The sequence below is a fragment of the Jeotgalibacillus campisalis genome (assembly GCF_000829515.1).
In the GTDB taxonomy this organism is placed as follows: Bacteria; Bacillota; Bacilli; order Bacillales; family Jeotgalibacillaceae; genus Jeotgalibacillus; species Jeotgalibacillus campisalis.
Genome location: NZ_JXRR01000017.1, coordinates 194,666 through 213,788, shown reverse-complemented (window position 1 = coordinate 213,788; position 19,123 = coordinate 194,666). Strand labels below are relative to the sequence as shown.

General features: G+C 42.0%; 15 protein-coding genes and 1 other annotated feature. Of the genes, 12 read left to right on the top strand and 3 right to left on the bottom strand.

Features of this window, described 5'->3' with window-relative positions:
* Positions 1-10 precede the first annotated feature (10 nt).
* A complete protein-coding gene (gene tgt, locus KR50_RS13370; protein ID WP_041059644.1) occupies positions 11-1,150 on the top strand; it encodes a tRNA guanosine(34) transglycosylase Tgt in 1,140 nt (379 codons plus the stop codon).
* Between the two features lie 35 nt (positions 1,151-1,185).
* Positions 1,186-1,458: a preprotein translocase subunit YajC gene (yajC, locus tag KR50_RS13365; protein WP_041059641.1), complete on the top strand. Its 273-nt coding sequence runs from the start codon at positions 1,186-1,188 to the stop codon at positions 1,456-1,458.
* A 50-nt stretch (positions 1,459-1,508) separates the two neighbouring features.
* On the opposite strand, the gene KR50_RS13360 is transcribed toward yajC, so the two are convergent.
* Positions 1,509-1,892 carry a TIGR04086 family membrane protein gene (locus tag KR50_RS13360; protein WP_041059638.1) on the bottom strand — a complete coding sequence of 128 codons (384 nt, stop codon included), beginning with the start codon at positions 1,890-1,892 and terminating at the stop codon, positions 1,509-1,511.
* Between the two features lie 85 nt (positions 1,893-1,977).
* Here KR50_RS13360 and KR50_RS13355 point away from each other — a divergent pair, with 85 nt between their 5' ends.
* Positions 1,978-2,655 carry a DUF421 domain-containing protein gene (locus KR50_RS13355; protein ID WP_232304283.1) on the top strand — a complete coding sequence of 226 codons (678 nt, stop codon included), beginning with the start codon at positions 1,978-1,980 and terminating at the stop codon, positions 2,653-2,655.
* Here KR50_RS13355 and spoVB read toward each other — a convergent pair.
* Positions 2,623-4,161, bottom strand: a complete 1,539-nt coding sequence (spoVB, locus tag KR50_RS13350) for a stage V sporulation protein B (RefSeq protein ID WP_041059635.1) — start codon at positions 4,159-4,161, stop codon at positions 2,623-2,625. The two genes, KR50_RS13355 and spoVB, sit on opposite strands and share 33 nt — an antisense overlap.
* Positions 4,162-4,273: 112 nt before the next feature.
* Between spoVB and KR50_RS13345 the strand changes: the two genes are divergently transcribed.
* From KR50_RS13345 to dtd, 7 genes are all read left to right on the top strand, one after another.
* The gene (locus KR50_RS13345) at positions 4,274-4,609 is read left to right on the top strand and encodes a post-transcriptional regulator (RefSeq protein ID WP_052477105.1); all 336 of its coding nucleotides are present in this window, start codon (positions 4,274-4,276) and stop codon (positions 4,607-4,609) included.
* Positions 4,610-4,777: 168 nt separating this feature from the next.
* Positions 4,778-7,039, top strand: a complete 2,262-nt coding sequence (secDF, locus tag KR50_RS13340) for a protein translocase subunit SecDF (RefSeq protein ID WP_041059632.1) — start codon at positions 4,778-4,780, stop codon at positions 7,037-7,039.
* Positions 7,040-7,336: 297 nt separating this feature from the next.
* Complete coding sequence (locus KR50_RS13335) at positions 7,337-7,675, top strand: LapA family protein (RefSeq protein WP_041059628.1); 339 nt, start codon at positions 7,337-7,339, stop codon at positions 7,673-7,675.
* 128 nt (positions 7,676-7,803) lie between these two features.
* The gene (gene recJ / locus KR50_RS13330) at positions 7,804-10,167 is read left to right on the top strand and encodes a single-stranded-DNA-specific exonuclease RecJ (RefSeq protein ID WP_041059624.1); all 2,364 of its coding nucleotides are present in this window, start codon (positions 7,804-7,806) and stop codon (positions 10,165-10,167) included.
* On the top strand, positions 10,158-10,670 hold the full coding sequence (locus KR50_RS13325; protein ID WP_041059614.1) for an adenine phosphoribosyltransferase: 513 nt from the start codon (positions 10,158-10,160) through the stop codon (positions 10,668-10,670). The genes recJ and KR50_RS13325 overlap by 10 nt, the downstream gene beginning before the upstream one ends.
* A gap of 177 nt (positions 10,671-10,847) precedes the next feature.
* A complete protein-coding gene (locus KR50_RS13320; protein ID WP_041059612.1) occupies positions 10,848-13,040 on the top strand; it encodes a RelA/SpoT family protein in 2,193 nt (730 codons plus the stop codon).
* 19 nt (positions 13,041-13,059) lie between these two features.
* The gene (gene dtd / locus KR50_RS13315; RefSeq protein WP_041059609.1) at positions 13,060-13,500 is read left to right on the top strand and encodes a D-aminoacyl-tRNA deacylase; all 441 of its coding nucleotides are present in this window, start codon (positions 13,060-13,062) and stop codon (positions 13,498-13,500) included.
* Positions 13,501-13,729: 229 nt separating this feature from the next.
* On the opposite strand, the gene KR50_RS13310 is transcribed toward dtd, so the two are convergent.
* Positions 13,730-15,562, bottom strand: a complete 1,833-nt coding sequence (locus KR50_RS13310; RefSeq protein ID WP_041059604.1) for an SH3 domain-containing protein — start codon at positions 15,560-15,562, stop codon at positions 13,730-13,732.
* Positions 15,563-15,707: 145 nt separating this feature from the next.
* Positions 15,708-15,940: a binding site (T-box leader), on the top strand.
* Between the two features lie 93 nt (positions 15,941-16,033).
* Here KR50_RS13310 and hisS point away from each other — a divergent pair.
* Both hisS and aspS read left to right on the top strand, forming a co-directional pair.
* Entirely contained in the window at positions 16,034-17,299 is a 1,266-nt protein-coding gene (gene hisS, locus KR50_RS13305; protein WP_041059601.1) for a histidine--tRNA ligase, read from the top strand.
* Between the two features lie 12 nt (positions 17,300-17,311).
* Entirely contained in the window at positions 17,312-19,087 is a 1,776-nt protein-coding gene (gene aspS / locus KR50_RS13300) for an aspartate--tRNA ligase (protein ID WP_041059598.1), read from the top strand.
* Positions 19,088-19,123: the final 36 nt, after the last annotated feature.

The following is a 19,123-nucleotide window of genomic DNA, read 5'->3' as shown; positions in this document are numbered from 1 at the left end:
AGTTAAACAATTGACAGCTATTCGCTATGAACATATAAAAACATGTAAGCAAACGGGAGCGAGGCTCGGCATTGTTCATACACCTCATGGTTCCTTTGAAACACCGGCTTTTATGCCGGTCGGGACTATGGCGACTGTAAAAACAATGTCTCCTGAAGATTTAACCGAACTTGGCGCTGGAATTATTTTAAGCAACACCTACCATTTATGGCTTCGCCCGGGTCACGATATTATTAAAGAAGCTGGCGGCCTGCACAAGTTTATGAACTGGAATAAGCCGATTTTAACTGATTCAGGCGGCTTTCAAGTATTTTCTTTGAGCAAGTTTCGGGACATCAAGGAAGAAGGCGTGCATTTCAGAAATCATATAAACGGGGACAAATTATTTCTAAGCCCTGAAAAAGCAATGGAAATTCAAAATGCACTTGGCTCTGATATTATGATGGCCTTTGATGAGTGCCCTCCTTACCCTGCTGAAGAAAAATACATGAAAGATTCAGTGGAGCGGACTACAAGATGGGCAGAACGCTGTCTCGAAGCACATTCGCGCCCGCAGGATCAAGGTCTTTTCGGCATCATACAGGGCGGTGAATACGAAGCGCTGCGAAAGCAAAGTGCAAAGGATTTAGTGTCAATGGACTTTCCGGGATATGCAGTTGGTGGACTATCAGTAGGAGAACCCAAGGATGTCATGAACCGCGTGCTTGAATTCACCACTCCATGGATGCCTGAAAATAAGCCCCGTTATTTAATGGGTGTCGGATCACCCGATTCTCTGATCGATGGAGCCATGAGAGGGATTGATATGTTTGACTGTGTACTTCCAACAAGAATTGCCCGCAATGGAACACTTATGACAAGCGAAGGCAGACTGGTGGTAAAGAACGCAAAATATGCCCGGGATTTTGGACCGATTGATCCTAATTGTGATTGTCATGTCTGTAAAAATTACAGCCGCGCTTATATCAGGCATTTGATCAAATGTGAAGAAACGTTCGGAATTAGACTTACTACTTATCATAACCTGCATTTTCTGATAAACTTAATGGGGCAAGTTCGCAAGGCGATCAAAGAAGACCGCCTGGGAGATTTCCGGGAAGAGTTTTTTGAACAATACGGTTTCAATAAGCCGAACGCAAAAAACTTTTAATAGATTGAACGGCAGGAAGGAGGAGTTAAAGCAATATGGAAACGTTGATTACTTTAGTACCACTTATTTTAATGTTTGCCTTAATGTATCTTTTTTTGATTCGCCCGCAGCAAAAGCGTCAGAAAAAGGTAGTTGAAATGCAAAGCAGCCTTGCAAAAGGTGATAAAGTTGTAACCATTGGTGGCCTTCACGGCATTATTGATGCACTTGACGAGGGACAGGTTATCCTGAAGTGCGGCGATGGCAGCCGTCTGACTTATGACCGCAATGCAGTGCGTGAAGTTGTAGACAAGCAAGTGGGAATGTAATCCCATACAAAAAAGCTGGCGAGTGGAAAACAAACTCGTCAGCTTTTTTATTATGCTTTTTCTCCTTTTCCTCCAAAAAGATTGACTCCTGCAATTCCCCCAACGAGTGAAATAAATAACGTTAATGCAGCATGAAGGGAAGATGCTGTCCATAGAGCGCCTTCAGCTGATAAAAGAAATGAAAGGGCAGCCATCAAAAGGCCAATTATTCCTCCTACAAAAAGCCCTTTTACTTTCGACACAGCGCCTCCTACAATAGAGCCTGTTAACACCACTGCAAACATAGACCCATTCAGCCACTTTGTCATCTCCAGTTCTTTTAAAGGTGTTAGCGCGAGTAAAGTAGCCATAATAATCGAAATCGCCAGAACTGCAACTGCGATGACGATCATCCCATACGTAATTCCTTTTCCTATTTGCAGCCATGAAGACATATCCATCCTCCTGTTCTTTTTGTGTAGTGAGCTCCAAAGTAGGTCATACTAGTTGAAAAAAGCCGTTTTTGAAAGGATGAGGCCATTGGTTGAAGAATATCTTTTAGTCGGAATCAGAACGATTATTCTTTATGGTCTTATTCTGTTAATTTTTCGATTGATGGGCAAACGAGAAGTAGGTGAACTGAGTTTATTGGATCTAATCGTGTTCATGATGATAGGAGAAGTGGCTGTTTTTGCCATTGAAGATCCTGACATTAATATGTTTAAAGCTGTGTTTCCAATGCTTTTACTTATGTCTCTTCAAGTACTGCTTTCCTGGTTTTCCTTGAAAAACAAATCGTTCAGAGACTTGGTGGATGGCACGCCGTCTGTCCTAATTCGGCATGGACAATTGATGAGAAAAGAAATGAGGAAAAACCGGTATAACATCGATGACTTAATGCAGCAGCTTCGTGAAAAAGATATTTTTGATGTACATGATGTTGAATTTGCGATATTGGAACCCTCTGGGATTCTGACCGTTTTAAGAAAAGGAAGAAGAGAGGGGGAATTATCTCTTCCTCTGGTGATGGATGGCATCATACAGCATGATCATTTATCAAATATAGACAAGGATGAAAACTGGCTGAGAGAAGAGCTTGAAAAAGAAGGCTACGCTCAGCTGCATAAAATTTTCTTTTGTTCGTTTGAAGATGGAAGATGGTTTGTAAGTACGGACGAAAGCAGGCTATCTAGTTTTTCTCCAGCTCGAGAAAAATGACCAATCCTCTTGTTTTATCACATTTAAAAAACGTCCCATGACAAGGTAGGTTCCGATAAGAATAACCATCGTAACAAGTGGATGCAGCAAATAAGCGGGAAGAAGTGAGTCGAAAAACGTTTTCTCAAGAACATACATACTAAGCATTAAAAACGCTACAGCACCATACTGAGCGTATGGAATTTTGATTGGAACCAGCTTTCTCATTGTAAAAAAATGAAGAAGAGTGACCATGACAAGACCCACCATGATGCCAATCGCTGCACCGGTTATGCCCATCCCTGGCTGAAGCATGAGAGCAGCCATTACTACAAGCTTTATTACAGCACCAATTAAGCTGTTAATCATAGCCGGACCAGCAGCGTCATAGGCCTGTAAAACGGCATGTAGAGGGCCCTGATAGTAATAAAATATAAACAGAACAGCCATGAAATGCAGAAGAGGGGCCCCATTTGTGGAATGGTAAAGTGCCTCCAGCAGGTAGGTTCCATGCGTCACGAGAAGAATCGAAAACAACCCTCCGGTAACGAGTGAAATTCTTAGCGCTTGTTGAATACGATGCTCAACTGTGACAAACTGATTTTTTGCTTTTGCTTCACTGATAGCAGGGACCAAAGCTGTGCTGAGTGAAACCGTTATAAAAGAAGGCAGTAATAAAAGCGGCAGCACAAATCCTGTAAGCATGCCGTACTCTTTTGTAGCGAATGCAGCTGTAAATCCAACCATTGTCAAACATTGCATGACAAGAATCGGTTCTAAAAACCAGGCGATTGATCCAATCATCCGGCTTCCGGTAGAAGGAAGGGCAATACTCAGAAGCTGTTTGGCAATCGTCTTACGCGCAGGCTGAACCCCAGATGCATTGCGATTGAGAATCTTTCTTCTGGAGTAAACAAAATGGAAGTACAGATACCCGAGAGATAATAATTCTCCTCCAATAGAGGCAAGCATAGCTCCTGCAGCAGCATATTCAATCCCCATTGGAAGTAGCATGCCAACGAGTATGTATAGCAGAACAAGACGGATAAGCTGTTCAATAATCGATCCAACTGCTGTGACGCCCATTTGCTGCTTGCCTTGAAAATACCCTCTCAGTACTGCTGAGAAAGCGGCAATCGGGACAATAGGAAGGATCGCAACAAACGGCCAAAAGGTTCTGTCATCTGCAAATAAGGTTTCTGTTAAAAATGGCGCAAGCAAAAACATTGCAGGCGTAAAGGTGAGGGCAAGGGTGCCGGTGATCAAAAGAGAAACGTTCAATATCCGCTGGACGACCTGTTCTTCTTTTTTTGCTGTTGCTTCGGATACAAACTTCGCTATTGCTACTGGCAGACCAAGCTGAGTAATTGTTATCACGAGCATTAATGTAGGAAACGTCATCATATAAAGGCCGACGCCTTCTTCTCCCACCATTCTTGCAAGCACCATACGATGGATGAACCCAAGCACTTTAGTCAGCATAGCGGCGAAGATGAGAATTAAGGTTCCTTTTATAAATGTAGACAATTGTCAATCCACCTTCTCAAAGAGAACTTTTTTCGGTACAATTAACCATATGCTCGGAATAGGACAGCCTATGACGAAAAAATAAAGATAGGCCAATTATAGGGGGAGAGTAATGAATAAGCATGCTTCATTTGAAGAAGTTTTCAATGAGTTAGGTCCTGCGCTGACAAGTAAAGCAGAAGAACTTCATTTGTATGGGTACGATTCTGTGACAGAACAGGCCCTGTGGCATTATTTAGTGCAGAAAAAATGGAAAAATGAAGAGAATGATATTCCCCTGCATGTTGTCGTCAATGATGTTCTTACGATTCGTTCAGGAGATTATATGAACTGGACCACACGCAATGAATACAAGGCTTCATCAAAAAATGTGAAATTAAATGAAGATGAACTTCATCTGCTGCTGCACGGTGAACAAGGGATAAATGAAAACGGGGAAACGCTTTAAACGCATCAAACGGAAAGCCATTGACACTCCATAATATCTGATTCATAATTAATTTGTTGTTAAAATTCGGATAATTCTCCTGCAGTACGCTTAAAGTTATAACGGAGAACTTCGGAATGGTTAATGAAAGTCAAATGTGCATTTAAACTCGAGGAGGATTTATACATAATGGTAAAAAGAAGCAGAATCGTCACCTTCATCTTACTGATAGTTTTAATTGGTGGCGCTATGGGGGTGACAACCCAGACTATTTTAGGAAATATCAAGCTGGGTTTAGATCTCCAGGGTGGTTTTGAAGTTCTTTATCAAGTAAAGGGTGAAGACGGGGAGGATGTTCCACCGGAAGTTGTTTCCGACACAGCCCAGGCACTTGATCGAAGAGTAAATGTTTTAGGCGTAAGCGAGCCGGTTATTCAAGTGGAAAACGGCAACCGGATACGTGTGCAGCTTGCAGGAGTGGAAGACCAGAACCAGGCAAGAGAAATCCTTTCCACTGAAGCAAATCTTACCTTCCGAGATGTAAATGACAACGAAATGCTGAGCGGATCCGATTTAGTAGAAGGTGGTTCTTCTCAGACGTTTAATGAGGAAAATCAGCCTATCGTCAGATTAGAATTGCAAAGCGGACAAAAATTTGCTGAAGTAACACAAGAAGTTCTAGAAATGGGACCTCCAAATAATAAGCTAGTTATTTGGCTGGATTATGAAGAAGGAGATTCTTACGCTGAAGAAGCGGGAAAAGAAGAACCTAAATTCATTTCAGCACCGAATGTCTCAGAAGTTATTTCAACAACCACACCGGTCATTGAAGGGAGCTTCACTCCTCAGGAAGCTCAGGATTTAGCCGATTTGCTGAATGCAGGAGCGCTTCCGGTTGAACTAGAAGAAGTGTACTCTACCTCTGTTGGTGCATCATTCGGTTTAATGGCAATGGATCAGACTATATTAGCTGGGATAATCGGGATTTCTCTGATTTTCTTATTTATGATTGCTTTTTACCGTTTCCCGGGAATCATCGGTGTACTCACACTCTCGGTCTATATTTATTTGATTTTATTAATTTTTGATTGGTTAAATGGTGTCCTTACACTTCCTGGGATTGCTGCCCTGATCCTTGGAGTCGGTATGGCGATTGATGCCAATATCATTACCTATGAAAGAATAAAAGAAGAACTGAAAGTCGGCAAGCCTGTTCGACAGGCATACGAAGAGGGAAGCAGATCCTCTTTATGGACCATTTTTGATGCGAATATTACAACATTATTAGCGGGCATCGTCCTGTTTTACTTTGGAACAAGCTCAGTAAAAGGGTTTGCCACAATGTTGCTAATCAGTATAGTTGTAAGTTTTATTACCGCTGTATTCGGTACGCGCCTCTTTATGAGTCTTTGGGTCAGAAGTAAATTCCTTGATAATAAAAAAGGCTGGTTCGGCGTTAAGGCTTCCGAAGTTAATGATTACAAAGAAGAGGTAGATGCACTTGACTTGCCTACAAAATTCGACCGAATCGATTTTGTTGGGAACCGCAAAAAATTCTTTGCTTTATCCGGTATTCTCCTTGTAGCAGGACTTTCGATTCTGATCATATTCAAGTTAAATCTGGGAATCGACTTCACAAGCGGTACAAGAATGGACGTGCTGGCTGATACAGCTCTAAGTGAGGAAGTAATGGAAGAAGATCTTGCAGCGATTGATCTTGAAGCCAGCAACATCATCATTTCCGGTGAAAATCAGGAAATTGGCGTCGCAAGATTCGTGGAATCATTGGATCAGGATAAAATCGCAGAGATAAAAACCTACTTTAAAGACAAGTACGGGTCTGATCCGAACATTTCCACAGTAGATCCGATTATTGGAGAAGAGCTGGCTGAAAACGCGCTCTATGCTGTTGCCATTGCTTCCCTTGGCATTATCTTGTACGTCTCAATCCGATTTGAATTATACATGGCTCTGGCGTCAGTCGTAGCGCTTGTTCATGATGCCTTCTTCATTATTGCAGTCTTTAGCATTCTGCGTCTTGAGGTAGATATCACATTTATCGCAGCGGTCTTAACCATTATTGGTTATTCCATCAATGATACGATTGTTACGTTTGACAGAATACGAGAAAACATGAGAAAACTTAAGCTTATCGAGTCAAAAGAACAGCTGGCTAAGATTGTCAATCAATCACTCAGGCAGACACTTGGCAGATCAGTGAATACAGTGCTGACGGTTGTACTCGTTGTTGTTGCCATGATTATTTTCGGTGCAACCTCGATCTTGAATTTTTCCATTGCGCTATTGATCGGGTTGATTGCAGGAACTTATTCTTCTGTCTTTATCGCAACGCAGTTCTGGTATGTACTGAAAAAACGTGAATTAAAGAAAAAAGGCTCCATTGTTACGTATAAAGAGAAAAAAGAATGGTCAGATGAACCTGTTGTCTAACATATTAAGAGAGAGGCTGAGACATTTGTCGCGGTCTCTTTCTTTAATAAAGGGTGTGCCTGTTCGGAATTTATCCTGGTAGATGCCTCAATGAATTGAACTAACTATCACTCGAAACAAGACTCTAAAATTCATGTTTTCGAATAAATATGATAAATCACGCAATTGATTCTACGGTTTTATCACATTTATGACGATCAGTTTATGTGCTGCTTCTTCATTTATATAGGATTAGCAGGTGTTAGTTAAGGGTATTTCTAAAGTAGACCAATAGTTGAGTTGAAAGGAGGACAATCCATGAAGTTTCAGTGGATTTTGATTTTAGGAATCATTTTTGCCCTTTTAGTTGCAATTTTTGCTGTTATAAACGTAGATCCGGTTTCTGTTAACTTCGGTTTTGCAGAAACAGAAATACCGCTGATCCTGGTTATTTTAGGCTCGGTTTTAATGGGCGGGTTAATTATTGGATCTGTTGGCTTATTCCGATTATTTGTTACTCAGCGAAAAGTAAAGCATCTTGAAAACGAAAATCTGAAATTGAACGAGCAGCTGGCAAAAGCAGAAGAAAATCAAAGCGAACCGCTGCCATCACGCACAGATTATCATCGAATAGCTCCTGATGGTTCAGGAGAGTAAGAATAAGCACACCAAAAACAATGGAGCTTTCTTTCTCCATTGTTTTTTTATATGGAAAGGAGTATCCATGGCTCATTGAATACCTGCCAAACCTCCTGTATAATGAAGAACGCTAAAGAGGTGATAAAATGTTACAATCTAAGACAAGATGGAACATCCATCCAATAAATGAAGAACATGTGCGTACACTACAAGAGGCTCTTGAAATTCCAGCTGTTGTAGCTCAATTACTCGTTAAGCGGGGACTGACAGCTGTAGAAGAAGCAAAATCTTTTTTATATGTTGAAAACCAGTCTTTTTATGATCCTTTTCTGCTTTTAGGCATGGAACAGGCTGTCACTCGAATTAAAACAGCCGTAGATAACCAAGAGCAGATTATGGTCTATGGAGATTACGACGCCGATGGAGTGACGAGTACTTCTGTTATGCTGAGCGCATTGCAGGAGATGGGGGCAAATGTTGAATTTTACATACCAAACCGCTTCACTGAAGGATACGGTCCGAACGAGGATGCGTTCCGGTTCGCGGCTGAACAAGGTGTTTCTCTTCTTATTACTGTGGATAATGGAATCTCAGGCCTCCATGAAGCACAGGTTTTAAAAGAGCTTGGAGTTGATTTGATTATTACAGATCACCACGAACCAGGACCTGAACTGCCTGATGCGCTTGCTATCATCCATCCAAATCATCCAAATGGAAACTATCCATTTAGAGAGCTTGCAGGTGTGGGTGTTGCTTTTAAAATGGCTCATGCCCTCCTTGGGAAACCGCCCGTTCATCTGCTCGATTTAGCAGCTATCGGAACAATTGCCGATTTAGTCCCTCTAAAAGACGAGAACAGGCTGATTGTGAAAAAGGGACTGCATGAACTGCGTCAAACGAAGCGAAAAGGAATTCAAGCGCTGTGTAAAGTAGCTGGTTCCACTGTAGCTGAGCTGAATGAAGAATCTGTCGGATTTGTTATCGGTCCTCGCTTAAATGCGGTTGGAAGACTTGCTGATGCAGACCCCGCTGTTGAATTGCTTATGACAAATGATTTAGAAGAAGCGGAAGCACTTGCGCAGGAAATTGATCAGATAAATAAAGAGCGTCAGACGATAGTCAGCGATATTACGCAAGAAGCAATTGAACAGGTTGAGGCCGCCTTTCCGCTTAAAGAAAACCGGGTGCTCGTTCTTGCAAAAGAAGGCTGGAATCCAGGCGTAGTCGGAATTGTCGCTTCAAGATTAGTAGATCGCTATTATCGTCCGGTTATTATGCTCTGTCTGGATCCTGATGCCAATAAAGCAAAAGGATCAGCGAGAAGCATTGAAGGATTTAATATGTTTGAAGAGCTGTCTCTTAATCGGGACATCCTCCCTCATTTTGGCGGCCACCCCATGGCAGCAGGCATGACACTTTCTTTAAACCATGTTGACGAGCTGAGAGTGCGTCTGAATGAACAAGCAAAGAAACTTTCTGATGAAGACTTTGTTCCAATATCGACAATTGATACAGTTGTATCTTTAGAAGAGATCGATTTACATTCCATCTCCCAAGTCCAGCTGCTCGCGCCTTTTGGCATGAAAAACCCAAAACCGAAAGTTCTGATTGAACAGTCATCGGTTAGTTCCCTCAGAAAAATAGGAGCCAACCACAATCATTTAAAACTTACGCTGCAAAAAGAACAGTCGGTGCTTGATGGGATTGCTTTTGGGTTAGGAGAAATTGCCGACCATATTTCACCGCTTGCAAAAGTGGATGTAATAGGGGAGCTGTCTATAAATGAGTGGAATAATAGCAGAAAGCCCCAGTTGTTCGTGCAGGATATCCAGGTAAATGACTGGCAGCTGTTTGACGTAAGGGGAATATCCCAGCCGCAAAGATGGCTGCCAACATTGCCTGAGGACCGCCAGTTTATTGCATTCGATGCAAAAACCAAAAAAGCGTTCTTACAATATATAGAGGACAGTGCCATTACAGTAATTGAAAATGTTGATCAGGCAGCTGAACACTCAATCGATCACAAACAAATTATTCTGCTGGATCTTCCACAGGAAGAGGAACAGATTTTGTCTTTAATTCGTAATGGGACCCCAACCCGGATTTATGTCCATTTTTATCAGGAAGACCCTCAATTTTTCACCGGCTTGCCAAAACGGGATCATTTTGCCTGGTATTATGGTTTTTTGAAGAAGAGACAGTCTTTTGATCTTCAAAAAAATGGTGAGGCGCTTGCCACTCACAAAGGGTGGACGAGAGAAACGATTAATTTTATGACAAAGGTGTTTTTTGAACTGGAATTTGTTACAATAAGTGATGGAATCATTACGGTGAACAATTCTGTTCAAAAACGTGATTTATCCCATTCAGCTGCCTACCAGTCAAAAGAAAGAATGGTGCACTTGGAGCAGGAGTTGTTATATTCGTCTTTTCAACAGCTGAAAAGCTGGTTTGAACAACATTTAGACGGGGCGAAGAGACCTGAGGAGGAAGAAAAGGTATGGACTTAAAGCAGTATGTAACAATCGTGGAAAACTGGCCAAAAGAGGGGATTCGATTTAAAGATATTACCACTCTGATGGACAACGGAGATGCATATCGATATGCAACGGATCAGATTGTAGAATATGCGAAAGACAAAGATATTGATTTAATAGTAGGCCCTGAAGCCAGAGGATTTATTATCGGTTGTCCTGTAGCCTATGCACTGGGTATTGGCTTTGCCCCTGTCCGCAAAGAAGGAAAACTTCCGCGTGAAACAGTAAAAGTGGATTACGGACTTGAATATGGTAAAGATGTTTTAACCATCCACCGTGATGCGATTAAGCCGGGTCAGCGTATATTGATCACAGATGATCTTCTTGCTACTGGCGGTACCATTGAGGCAACCATTAAGCTGGTTGAAGAACTCGGCGGAATTGTGGCGGGAATTGCTTTCTTAATTGAGCTTACCTACCTTGATGGGCGTGACAAATTAGAAGGATATGATATGCTTACATTAATGCAATACTAATAAATGATAGGAGTCCCAAACTCGGGGCTCTTTTTATATACAGAATATGTCGAAAAAAGCTGTTTTTAACCTGTTTGCTATGAAAAAAGCCATAATCGCTTTACATACGAACAATTTTTTTTAATAATAGTTACAATACACAAAAATTTATTTCAAACGATAAAGGTGATATAGCGTATGGCGAACGATCGAGTACTTACCGCGGATGAAGTGTTCGTGATTGCATCAACTTACATGAACAATAGTCAGGTGGATATAGTAAAAAAAGCATATGCCCTGGCTGCTGAAGCCCACAAGGAACAGTTTCGTAAATCCGGGGAGCCATATATCATTCATCCGATACAGGTGGCGGGTATTCTGGCAAATCTGCAAATGGATCCGTCTACTGTCGCTGCCGGCTTTTTACATGACGTAGTGGAGGACACAGATTACTCCTATAAAGATTTGGCCGAGCAGTTTAGTGAAGAAGTGGCGATGCTGGTTGATGGTGTCACGAAGCTTGGGAAAATAAAATATAAGTCCAAAGAAGAGCAGCAGGCAGAAAATCACAGGAAAATGTTTATTGCAATGGCTCAGGATATCCGTGTGATTTTGATTAAACTGGCTGATCGTCTTCATAATATGAGGACTTTAAAACATATGCCGGTGGAAAAACAGATTCGCATTTCAAATGAAACGCTTGAAATCTTTGCTCCACTAGCGCACCGGCTGGGAATTTCAACGATTAAATGGGAGCTTGAGGATACTTCTCTTCGTTATTTAAATCCTCAGCAGTACTATCGAATCGTTAATTTAATGAAGAAAAAACGCAATGAACGTGAAGAATATGTGGAAACAGTTATTCAGGAAATTAAAGAGCAGGTCAGAGATGTAAATATCGAAGTTGATATTTACGGACGTCCAAAGCATATCTATTCTATTTATAAAAAAATGGCCATGCAAAATAAGCAATTTAATGAAATCTATGACCTTCTTGCAGTTAGAGTCATCGTTGGGAGTATTAAGGACTGTTACGCGGTGCTTGGTATCATCCATACTTGCTGGAAGCCAATGCCTGGAAGGTTCAAAGATTATATTGCCATGCCTAAACCGAATATGTACCAGTCTCTTCATACGACAGTTATTGGTCCAAAAGGAGATCCGCTTGAAGTCCAGATCAGAACATCGGATATGCACCGCATTGCAGAATTTGGTGTTGCAGCACACTGGGCTTATAAAGAGGGGACAATTGTAAGTGAAGACAACAAAGCATCAGTTGAGAACAAACTGACATGGTTCCGGGAAATACTTGAATTCCAACAGGATTCTTCCGATGCAGAAGAATTCATGGATGCTCTTAAATTTGATCTTTTTTCAGATATGGTTTACGTATTCACTCCTAAAGGGGATGTCATGGAACTGCCGGCTGGGTCGGTTCCAATTGATTTTGCTTATCGTGTGCATTCAGAAATCGGCAACAAAACGATCGGTGCGAAAGTGAATGGCAAAATGGTTCCGCTTGATTCCACGCTGAAAACAGGTGACATCATTGAAATTATGACGTCAAAGCATTCATATGGACCAAGTCAGGACTGGCTGAAGATCGCTCAAACGTCACAGGCTAAGCATAAAATAAAAGCGTTTTTCAAAAAGCAGCGCAGAGACGAAAATATGGATAAGGGCCGAGATATCGTAGAACGGGAAATACGGTCGCTTGAATTTAATCCAAAAGAAGTTCTGACAGATGAAAATATAAAAAGAGTTTCAGAAAAATTTAATTTTACAAACGTGGATGATATGTACTCTGCTGTAGGATACGGTGGAATTACGGGTGTGCAAATTGCCAACCGTTTGACAGAAAAACTGCGGAAGCTCCGTGATGAAGAAGATACGCTGGAAAAAGCGATGGCGGATATTAAACCTCCTTCACACCGCAAGAAGCGGGAGGCTGGTGTAACGGTAAAAGGGATCGACAATTTGCTCGTCCGTTTATCCAAATGCTGCTCTCCTGTACCGGGAGATGAAATTATCGGGTTTATTACCAGAGGCCGTGGTGTTTCAGTGCATCGAACGGACTGCCCTAATATTCAGGATGATGCCAATGCGCGACTGATTCCCGTTGAGTGGGAAGGGACGCCTCAGGATAAAAAGGAATACAACGTGGATATCGAAATATCAGGGTACGATCGACGTGGACTGTTAAACGAAGTACTGCAGGCAGTCAATGAAACAAAAACGAATATTTCAGCTGTCAGCGGCCGGACGGACCGTAATAAAATGGCCACGATTAATATGTCCATTATGATCAAGAATGTAAATCATTTACAGCGTGTAGTGGAGAGAATTAAGCAGATCTCAGATATTTACTCCGTTCAGCGGGTAGTGAATTAACGACTGGAGGGAGAAGGCTATGAAAATAGTGGTTCAAAGAAGTAAAGAAGCTTCTGTTAAAGTAGACGGTGAAGTAAAAGGACAAATAGACGCAGGACTTGTTCTTTTGGTAGGGGTAACACATGAAGACGGACCGCAGGAAGCAGCATACATGGCAGAGAAAATAACGAATCTTCGCATTTTTGAAGATGAGAGCGGGAAAATGAACGAATCACTGCTTGATCAAAAAGGGCAGATTTTATCCATTTCACAGTTCACCCTTTATGGTGATACAAAAAAAGGCAGACGGCCAAATTTTATGAATGCTGCTAAGCCGGACGTGGCAGAAAAAGTGTATGATGCATTCAACGATTTGCTTGAGCAAAAAGGTGTAGTAGTGGAAAAAGGGGTATTTGGAGCGATGATGGATGTATCCCTGGTAAATGATGGACCTGTCACGTTAATCGTAGAAACACCTTAATTTAGTACCACATCGAAAAAAAAGAGGGCGATTACAGAGGGGGATTTTGCTGATTTCGTCTGTCAAAACCCCTTTTTCACTTTTATTATAATGTCAAAAGAACAAGAATTGGCGAATAAACCTCACATACCGGCTGCAGACTAGCCGATTGAAGTGGGGGTTTTTTCACCTTTTTTAGTAGAAAACAAGAACCGCACGCAACTCTGATAGAGCTGCGTGCGGTTCTTGTTTAGTCAAAATAATCTACAACGCCATTATAAACGCCTGTAGCTGCAATTTCCCTGAACTGATCGTTATTTATGACGGCTTCTTCAGTCGGGTTGCTAATGTAACCTAACTCCAGGAGAATCGCCGGAATGGAATTTTCCCGAAGGACTAAATAGTTGCCGAACTGCACACCGCGGTCCTGTAAATTTAATTGATCTTCAAGGCCGGAGTGAACGGACTCAGCAAGCGGCTGATCCATATCTCCGTAATAATAAGTAGTAAAGCCTTTAATGCTTCTGTCATCAATTGCATCATAATGAATCGAGATAAATAAATCTGCTCCGTTTAGCTTTGAAGATGCGACACGAGTGTGCAGATCAACATACCTGTCGTCCTGCCTTGTCATAATAACAGTTGCCCCCGTACTCGAAAGCTTATGATACAAGATCTCAGCTGTTCGAAGCGTAAGGGTTTTTTCATAAGATCCACCTGCACCAACTGCGCCGCTGTCCCGCCCTCCATGTCCTGCATCAATGACGATCGTGGCCTCTTCTATAGACACTGCAGGCTGATCGGGTACCTCTTCCTGGCTTTCTTCTTCAATCACATTTTCTTCTTCAGTCTGACTTTTTTCTTCAATCACATCTTCTTCAGTCTGATTTTCTGCAGCAGCTTCGTCTGAGGAAACGATCCAATCCGCTATAAAGCCTGTAGTGCCATCACTAAGTTCAATTTCGTGCCACTCTCCATTTTGTGCAACGGCTTTAAATTGTTCACCGGAATAAACACGAGCTACTACCTCTGATTGAACAGATGGCATGCTGCGAACATTGGAGCCGTTATATAAAACGGTCAATTGACTGCCTTCCTCACTTGACGAATCAGCGGATGGGACGGTGCCGCCTGGTTCTGTATACCAGCTGGCGATCCAGCCGCTTTCACCGGAGGACAAACTGATTTTATACCATTCTCCAGATACTTCTTCAATGGAATACGATTCTCCAAGGTTCACTGTTGTTAACGAACTGCCTGCATGATTTGGCTCGTCCCGGACAGTTAAAGCATCCACCATAATGGTGACAGCAGAGTCTTTCAGTGTTACATCCGTAATCGAATCGGCCTGATCAGGTTGAGCTGATGTTGAATTGGTTTGCACATAGGAGGAGCTGACCCATCCATTCAATCCATTTCCTTCCACGTGAAGCCATCCATATTGCTCATCTATAATTATGACGGTGTCGCCCTGGTTAAAAGAGCCAATTACAGCAGCATTAGATGAAAAATCATCTCTGACATTTAAACGGTCAACGGATATCGTCCCCATATTCGAATTCGCGGAAGAGTCAGTTTCGGACAAATCACTTTCGGCAGACGCTAAAGAAAGATACTCCGCCTTAACCCAGCCCTTAATGTTTTCTTTGGTAATGATTTCTACCCAGCCATTTTCCTCTGAAGCAACTTGAACGTCATCCCCATTTTTAAGAGAACTCAAGATGCTTTCATCTGTACTTGGACCGCTTCTAACCCTTAATTCGTCAGCTGTGACCTTTCTTGTTTGGGAACCAGCCGAATCTTGAACTGTTTCATTCTGCAAAGTGAGCCATTCTGCGACCCATCCTTCTTTTCCCCCGGATAACCTTACCTTAAGCCAGCCGTATTCTTTATCCAAAATCTCATATGTATCACCCTCATTTGCTGTTGCAATGGTAGCAAATGCAAGTCCGGGTCCTTCTCTCATATTCACGTGATCCGAAGCAATAACAGCGCTGTCGCTGTTGGCAAGGACAGTATTAACTGGGATTGAAAAAGAGGAGATAATAAGAACACTGGTTAAAATGGAAATTAATAGTTTCATTCACAACACCTCTCATTTTCATCTTCCTTCTATCTTATACTGATTGAATAAATCCGTCATTAGAAAATTCAAATAAAAAGTCTATTCATTTTAGCTTGACAATCAAGTTGCGGATTATTATGATTGATTACATTATCAAAACGTAAAACAACCAATGATGGGGAATAGTAAATAAGAACACGCATGATCAGAGAAAAACCGCCTTAGGCTGCAAGTGGTTTTACATGACGACTTATTGAATGAACACCCCGTAGGTTCAACTCTGAAAAGATGTCTTAGTAGGAATTGACGTATGCAGGCGTTAACTGCCTTGAGTGGAAGCTTTTTTAGGCTTCAATTAGGGTGGCACCACGGGAATTTCAAACTCCCGTCCCTTGTTTTAGGACAAGGGACGGGAGTTTTTTGTGTTTAAATTTAACCGTTTTTTGTCTGTCTTTTACGATGATTTGTAATATTGAAGGAGGAAAAATCATGTCCATTCAAATTCCAAGAGGCACCCAGGATATTCTGCCTGGCACCGTTGAAAAGTGGCAATACATTGAAAAAGTCGCTAAGGAACTTTGCGAGCAATATCAGTATAAAGAAATTCGCACCCCTCTTTTTGAGCATACAGAATTGTTTGAACGGGGAGTTGGGGATACGACTGATATCGTCCAAAAGGAGATGTATACCTTCGAGGATCGTGGAGAAAGAAGCTTAACACTTCGTCCTGAGGGAACGGCCGGCGTCGTTCGTTCATTCGTTCAGCATAAAATGTTCGGCCAGGTAAACCAGCCTGTTAAATTATTTTACAACGGGCCAATGTTCCGCTACGAGCGTCCTCAGGCAGGGCGCTTCAGACAATTTGTTCAATTTGGTGTGGAAGCCATCGGAAGTGACGATCCAAGCATCGATGCAGAGGTTATATCACTTGCAATGGAGCTATATGAACGTCTGGGATTGAAAGAACTAAAATTAGTCATAAACAGTCTGGGAGACAAAGAAAGCCGAATCGCCCATAAAGAAGCGTTGATTAATCATTTTAAACCAAGAATTGATGAATTCTGTGCAGATTGCCAAATGCGGCTTGAGAAAAATCCTCTTCGGATTTTGGATTGCAAAAAGGACCGCGATCATGAACTGATGGCAACTGCACCTTCTCTTGCAGATTATTTAAATGAAGAATCCTCTGCTTATTTTAAGAAGCTTCAGCACTATTTGACGCTAATGGGCATTGAATTTGAAGTGGATCCAAATCTAGTGCGTGGACTGGATTACTATAATCATACTGCTTTTGAGATCATGAGCAGTGCGGAAGGCTTTGGCGCCATCACTACTTTGTGCGGCGGCGGCAGATACAACGGGCTGTCTGAAGATCTTGGAGGTCCAAGTGCTCCCGGAATCGGATTTGCCTTAAGCATTGAACGTCTGTTATCTGCACTAGAAGCTGAGAACATCCAATTACCTGTTGCGGCTGCTTTGGATTGTTACTTTGTAGCGATGGGCGATCAGGCGAAGGACAAGGTAGTTGAATTAACATATAAAGCCAGAAAGCATCATCTGCACGCAGAGATGGATACATTGAATCGAAAAATGAAAGCACAAATCAAAAGTGCTGACCGATTGAAAGCTAAATATGTTGCGATTTTGGGAGAAGACGAGCTGAATGAAGGCAGCATTGTTGTGAAAAATATGGAAACGGGTCATCAGGAAAACGTACCATTTGAAAAGCTAGTGGATTACTTAAAGCAATCATAAGGGGGAGAAACGATGTTTGGACGATCATTTTACTGCGGGGAAGTACCCGCATCAGCAATAGGCGAAAAATTAATAGTAAAAGGGTGGGTTCAAAAGCGTCGTGATCTTGGCGGTCTGATTTTTATTGACCTGCGTGACAGAACAGGCATCATACAAGTCGTATTCAATCCTGCTATCTCAGAAGAAGCATTAAAAAAAGCAGAGGCAATAAGAAGCGAGTATGTGTTGAGTATTGAAGGGACCATTCAGGCAAGGGAAAACGCGACCATTAACCCGAATATTACAACCGGCACAATCGAGATTCATGCTTCTGAAGTGACAGTTATTAGTGAAGCGAAAACACCTCCTTTTGCTATTGAAGACAAATCGGAGGTAGCTGAAGATATTCGATTAAAATATCGTTACCTGGATCTTCGGCGTCCTGTCATGACCGAGACATTTAAAGTGCGGCACAGCATTACCAAATCAATTCGCCGTTTTCTCGATGATGATCAATTTATTGAAGTAGAAACACCTGTTTTGACAAAAAGCACACCTGAAGGCGCACGCGATTACTTAGTTCCAAGCAGAGTTCACGAAGGCGAATTTTACGCCCTTCCTCAATCGCCTCAATTATTCAAGCAATTGCTGATGGTTGGCGGTTTTGATAAATACTACCAGATTGCACGATGCTTTAGAGACGAAGATCTGCGAGCTGACCGTCAGCCTGAATTTACACAAATTGATATTGAGACAAGTTTTATGAGCCAGGAAGATATCATGAACTTAAATGAACGCATGCTTTCAACGATGATGAAGGATGTAAAAGATCTCGACATTTCACTCCCTTTACCTCGAATCACTTACAGCGAGGCAATGGAGCGGTATGGCTCTGATAAACCGGACACGCGTTTTAAAATGGAGCTAATTGATTTGTCTGAGGCAATGGGTGCCTCAGGATTCAAGGTTTTCAGCAGTGCTGTTGAAAACGGCGGACAAGTTAAAGCACTTAATGTAAAAGGCGCAGCAGACAACTATTCAAGAAAAGATATTGATGCTTTAGGAGAATTTGTTTCCCGCTATGGAGCAAAAGGCCTCGCCTGGCTAAAAACGACGTCAGAAGGATTTGCCGGACCGATTGCTAAGTTTTTTGGACCGGACGAGCAAGCTCAATTAGCCCTTCAAACAGATGCTCAAGAAGGAGATTTACTGCTCTTTGCTGCAGATAAAAAATCAGTTGTTGCAGATTCTTTAGGTGCACTGCGCTTAAAACTTGGCAAAGAACTTGGTCTAATCGATCATTCATTATACAATTTCCTATGGGTAACAGATTGGCCATTGCTTGAATATGCAGAAGACGAAGGGCGTTATTATGCTGCCCATCACCCCTTTACAATGCCTGTAAGGGAAGACCTTCCGCTTCTTGAGACGGACCCGGGAGCTGTAAGAGCGCAGGCATATGATATTGTGCTGAATGGTTATGAATTAGGAGGAGGTTCTCTTCGGATTTTCGAGCGCGAGATTCAAGAAAAAATGTTTAACGTCCTCGGTTTTTCAGAAGAAGAAGCAAATCAGCAGTTTGGATTTCTCCTAGAAGCCTTTGAATACGGCACACCACCGCATGGAGGAATTGCGCTGGGTCTTGACAGACTTGTCATGTTATTATCAGGAAGCACCAATTTGCGCGATACCATTGCCTTTCCTAAAACGGCAAGTGCAAGCTGTGTCCTGACGAACGCTCCTGGGGAAGTAAGTGAAGCACAGCTGGATGAATTAAATCTGTCGATAAATCTTCAGAATAATAAATAAACTTACACCTTTCAAGATTGATCTTTAATTAAAGGT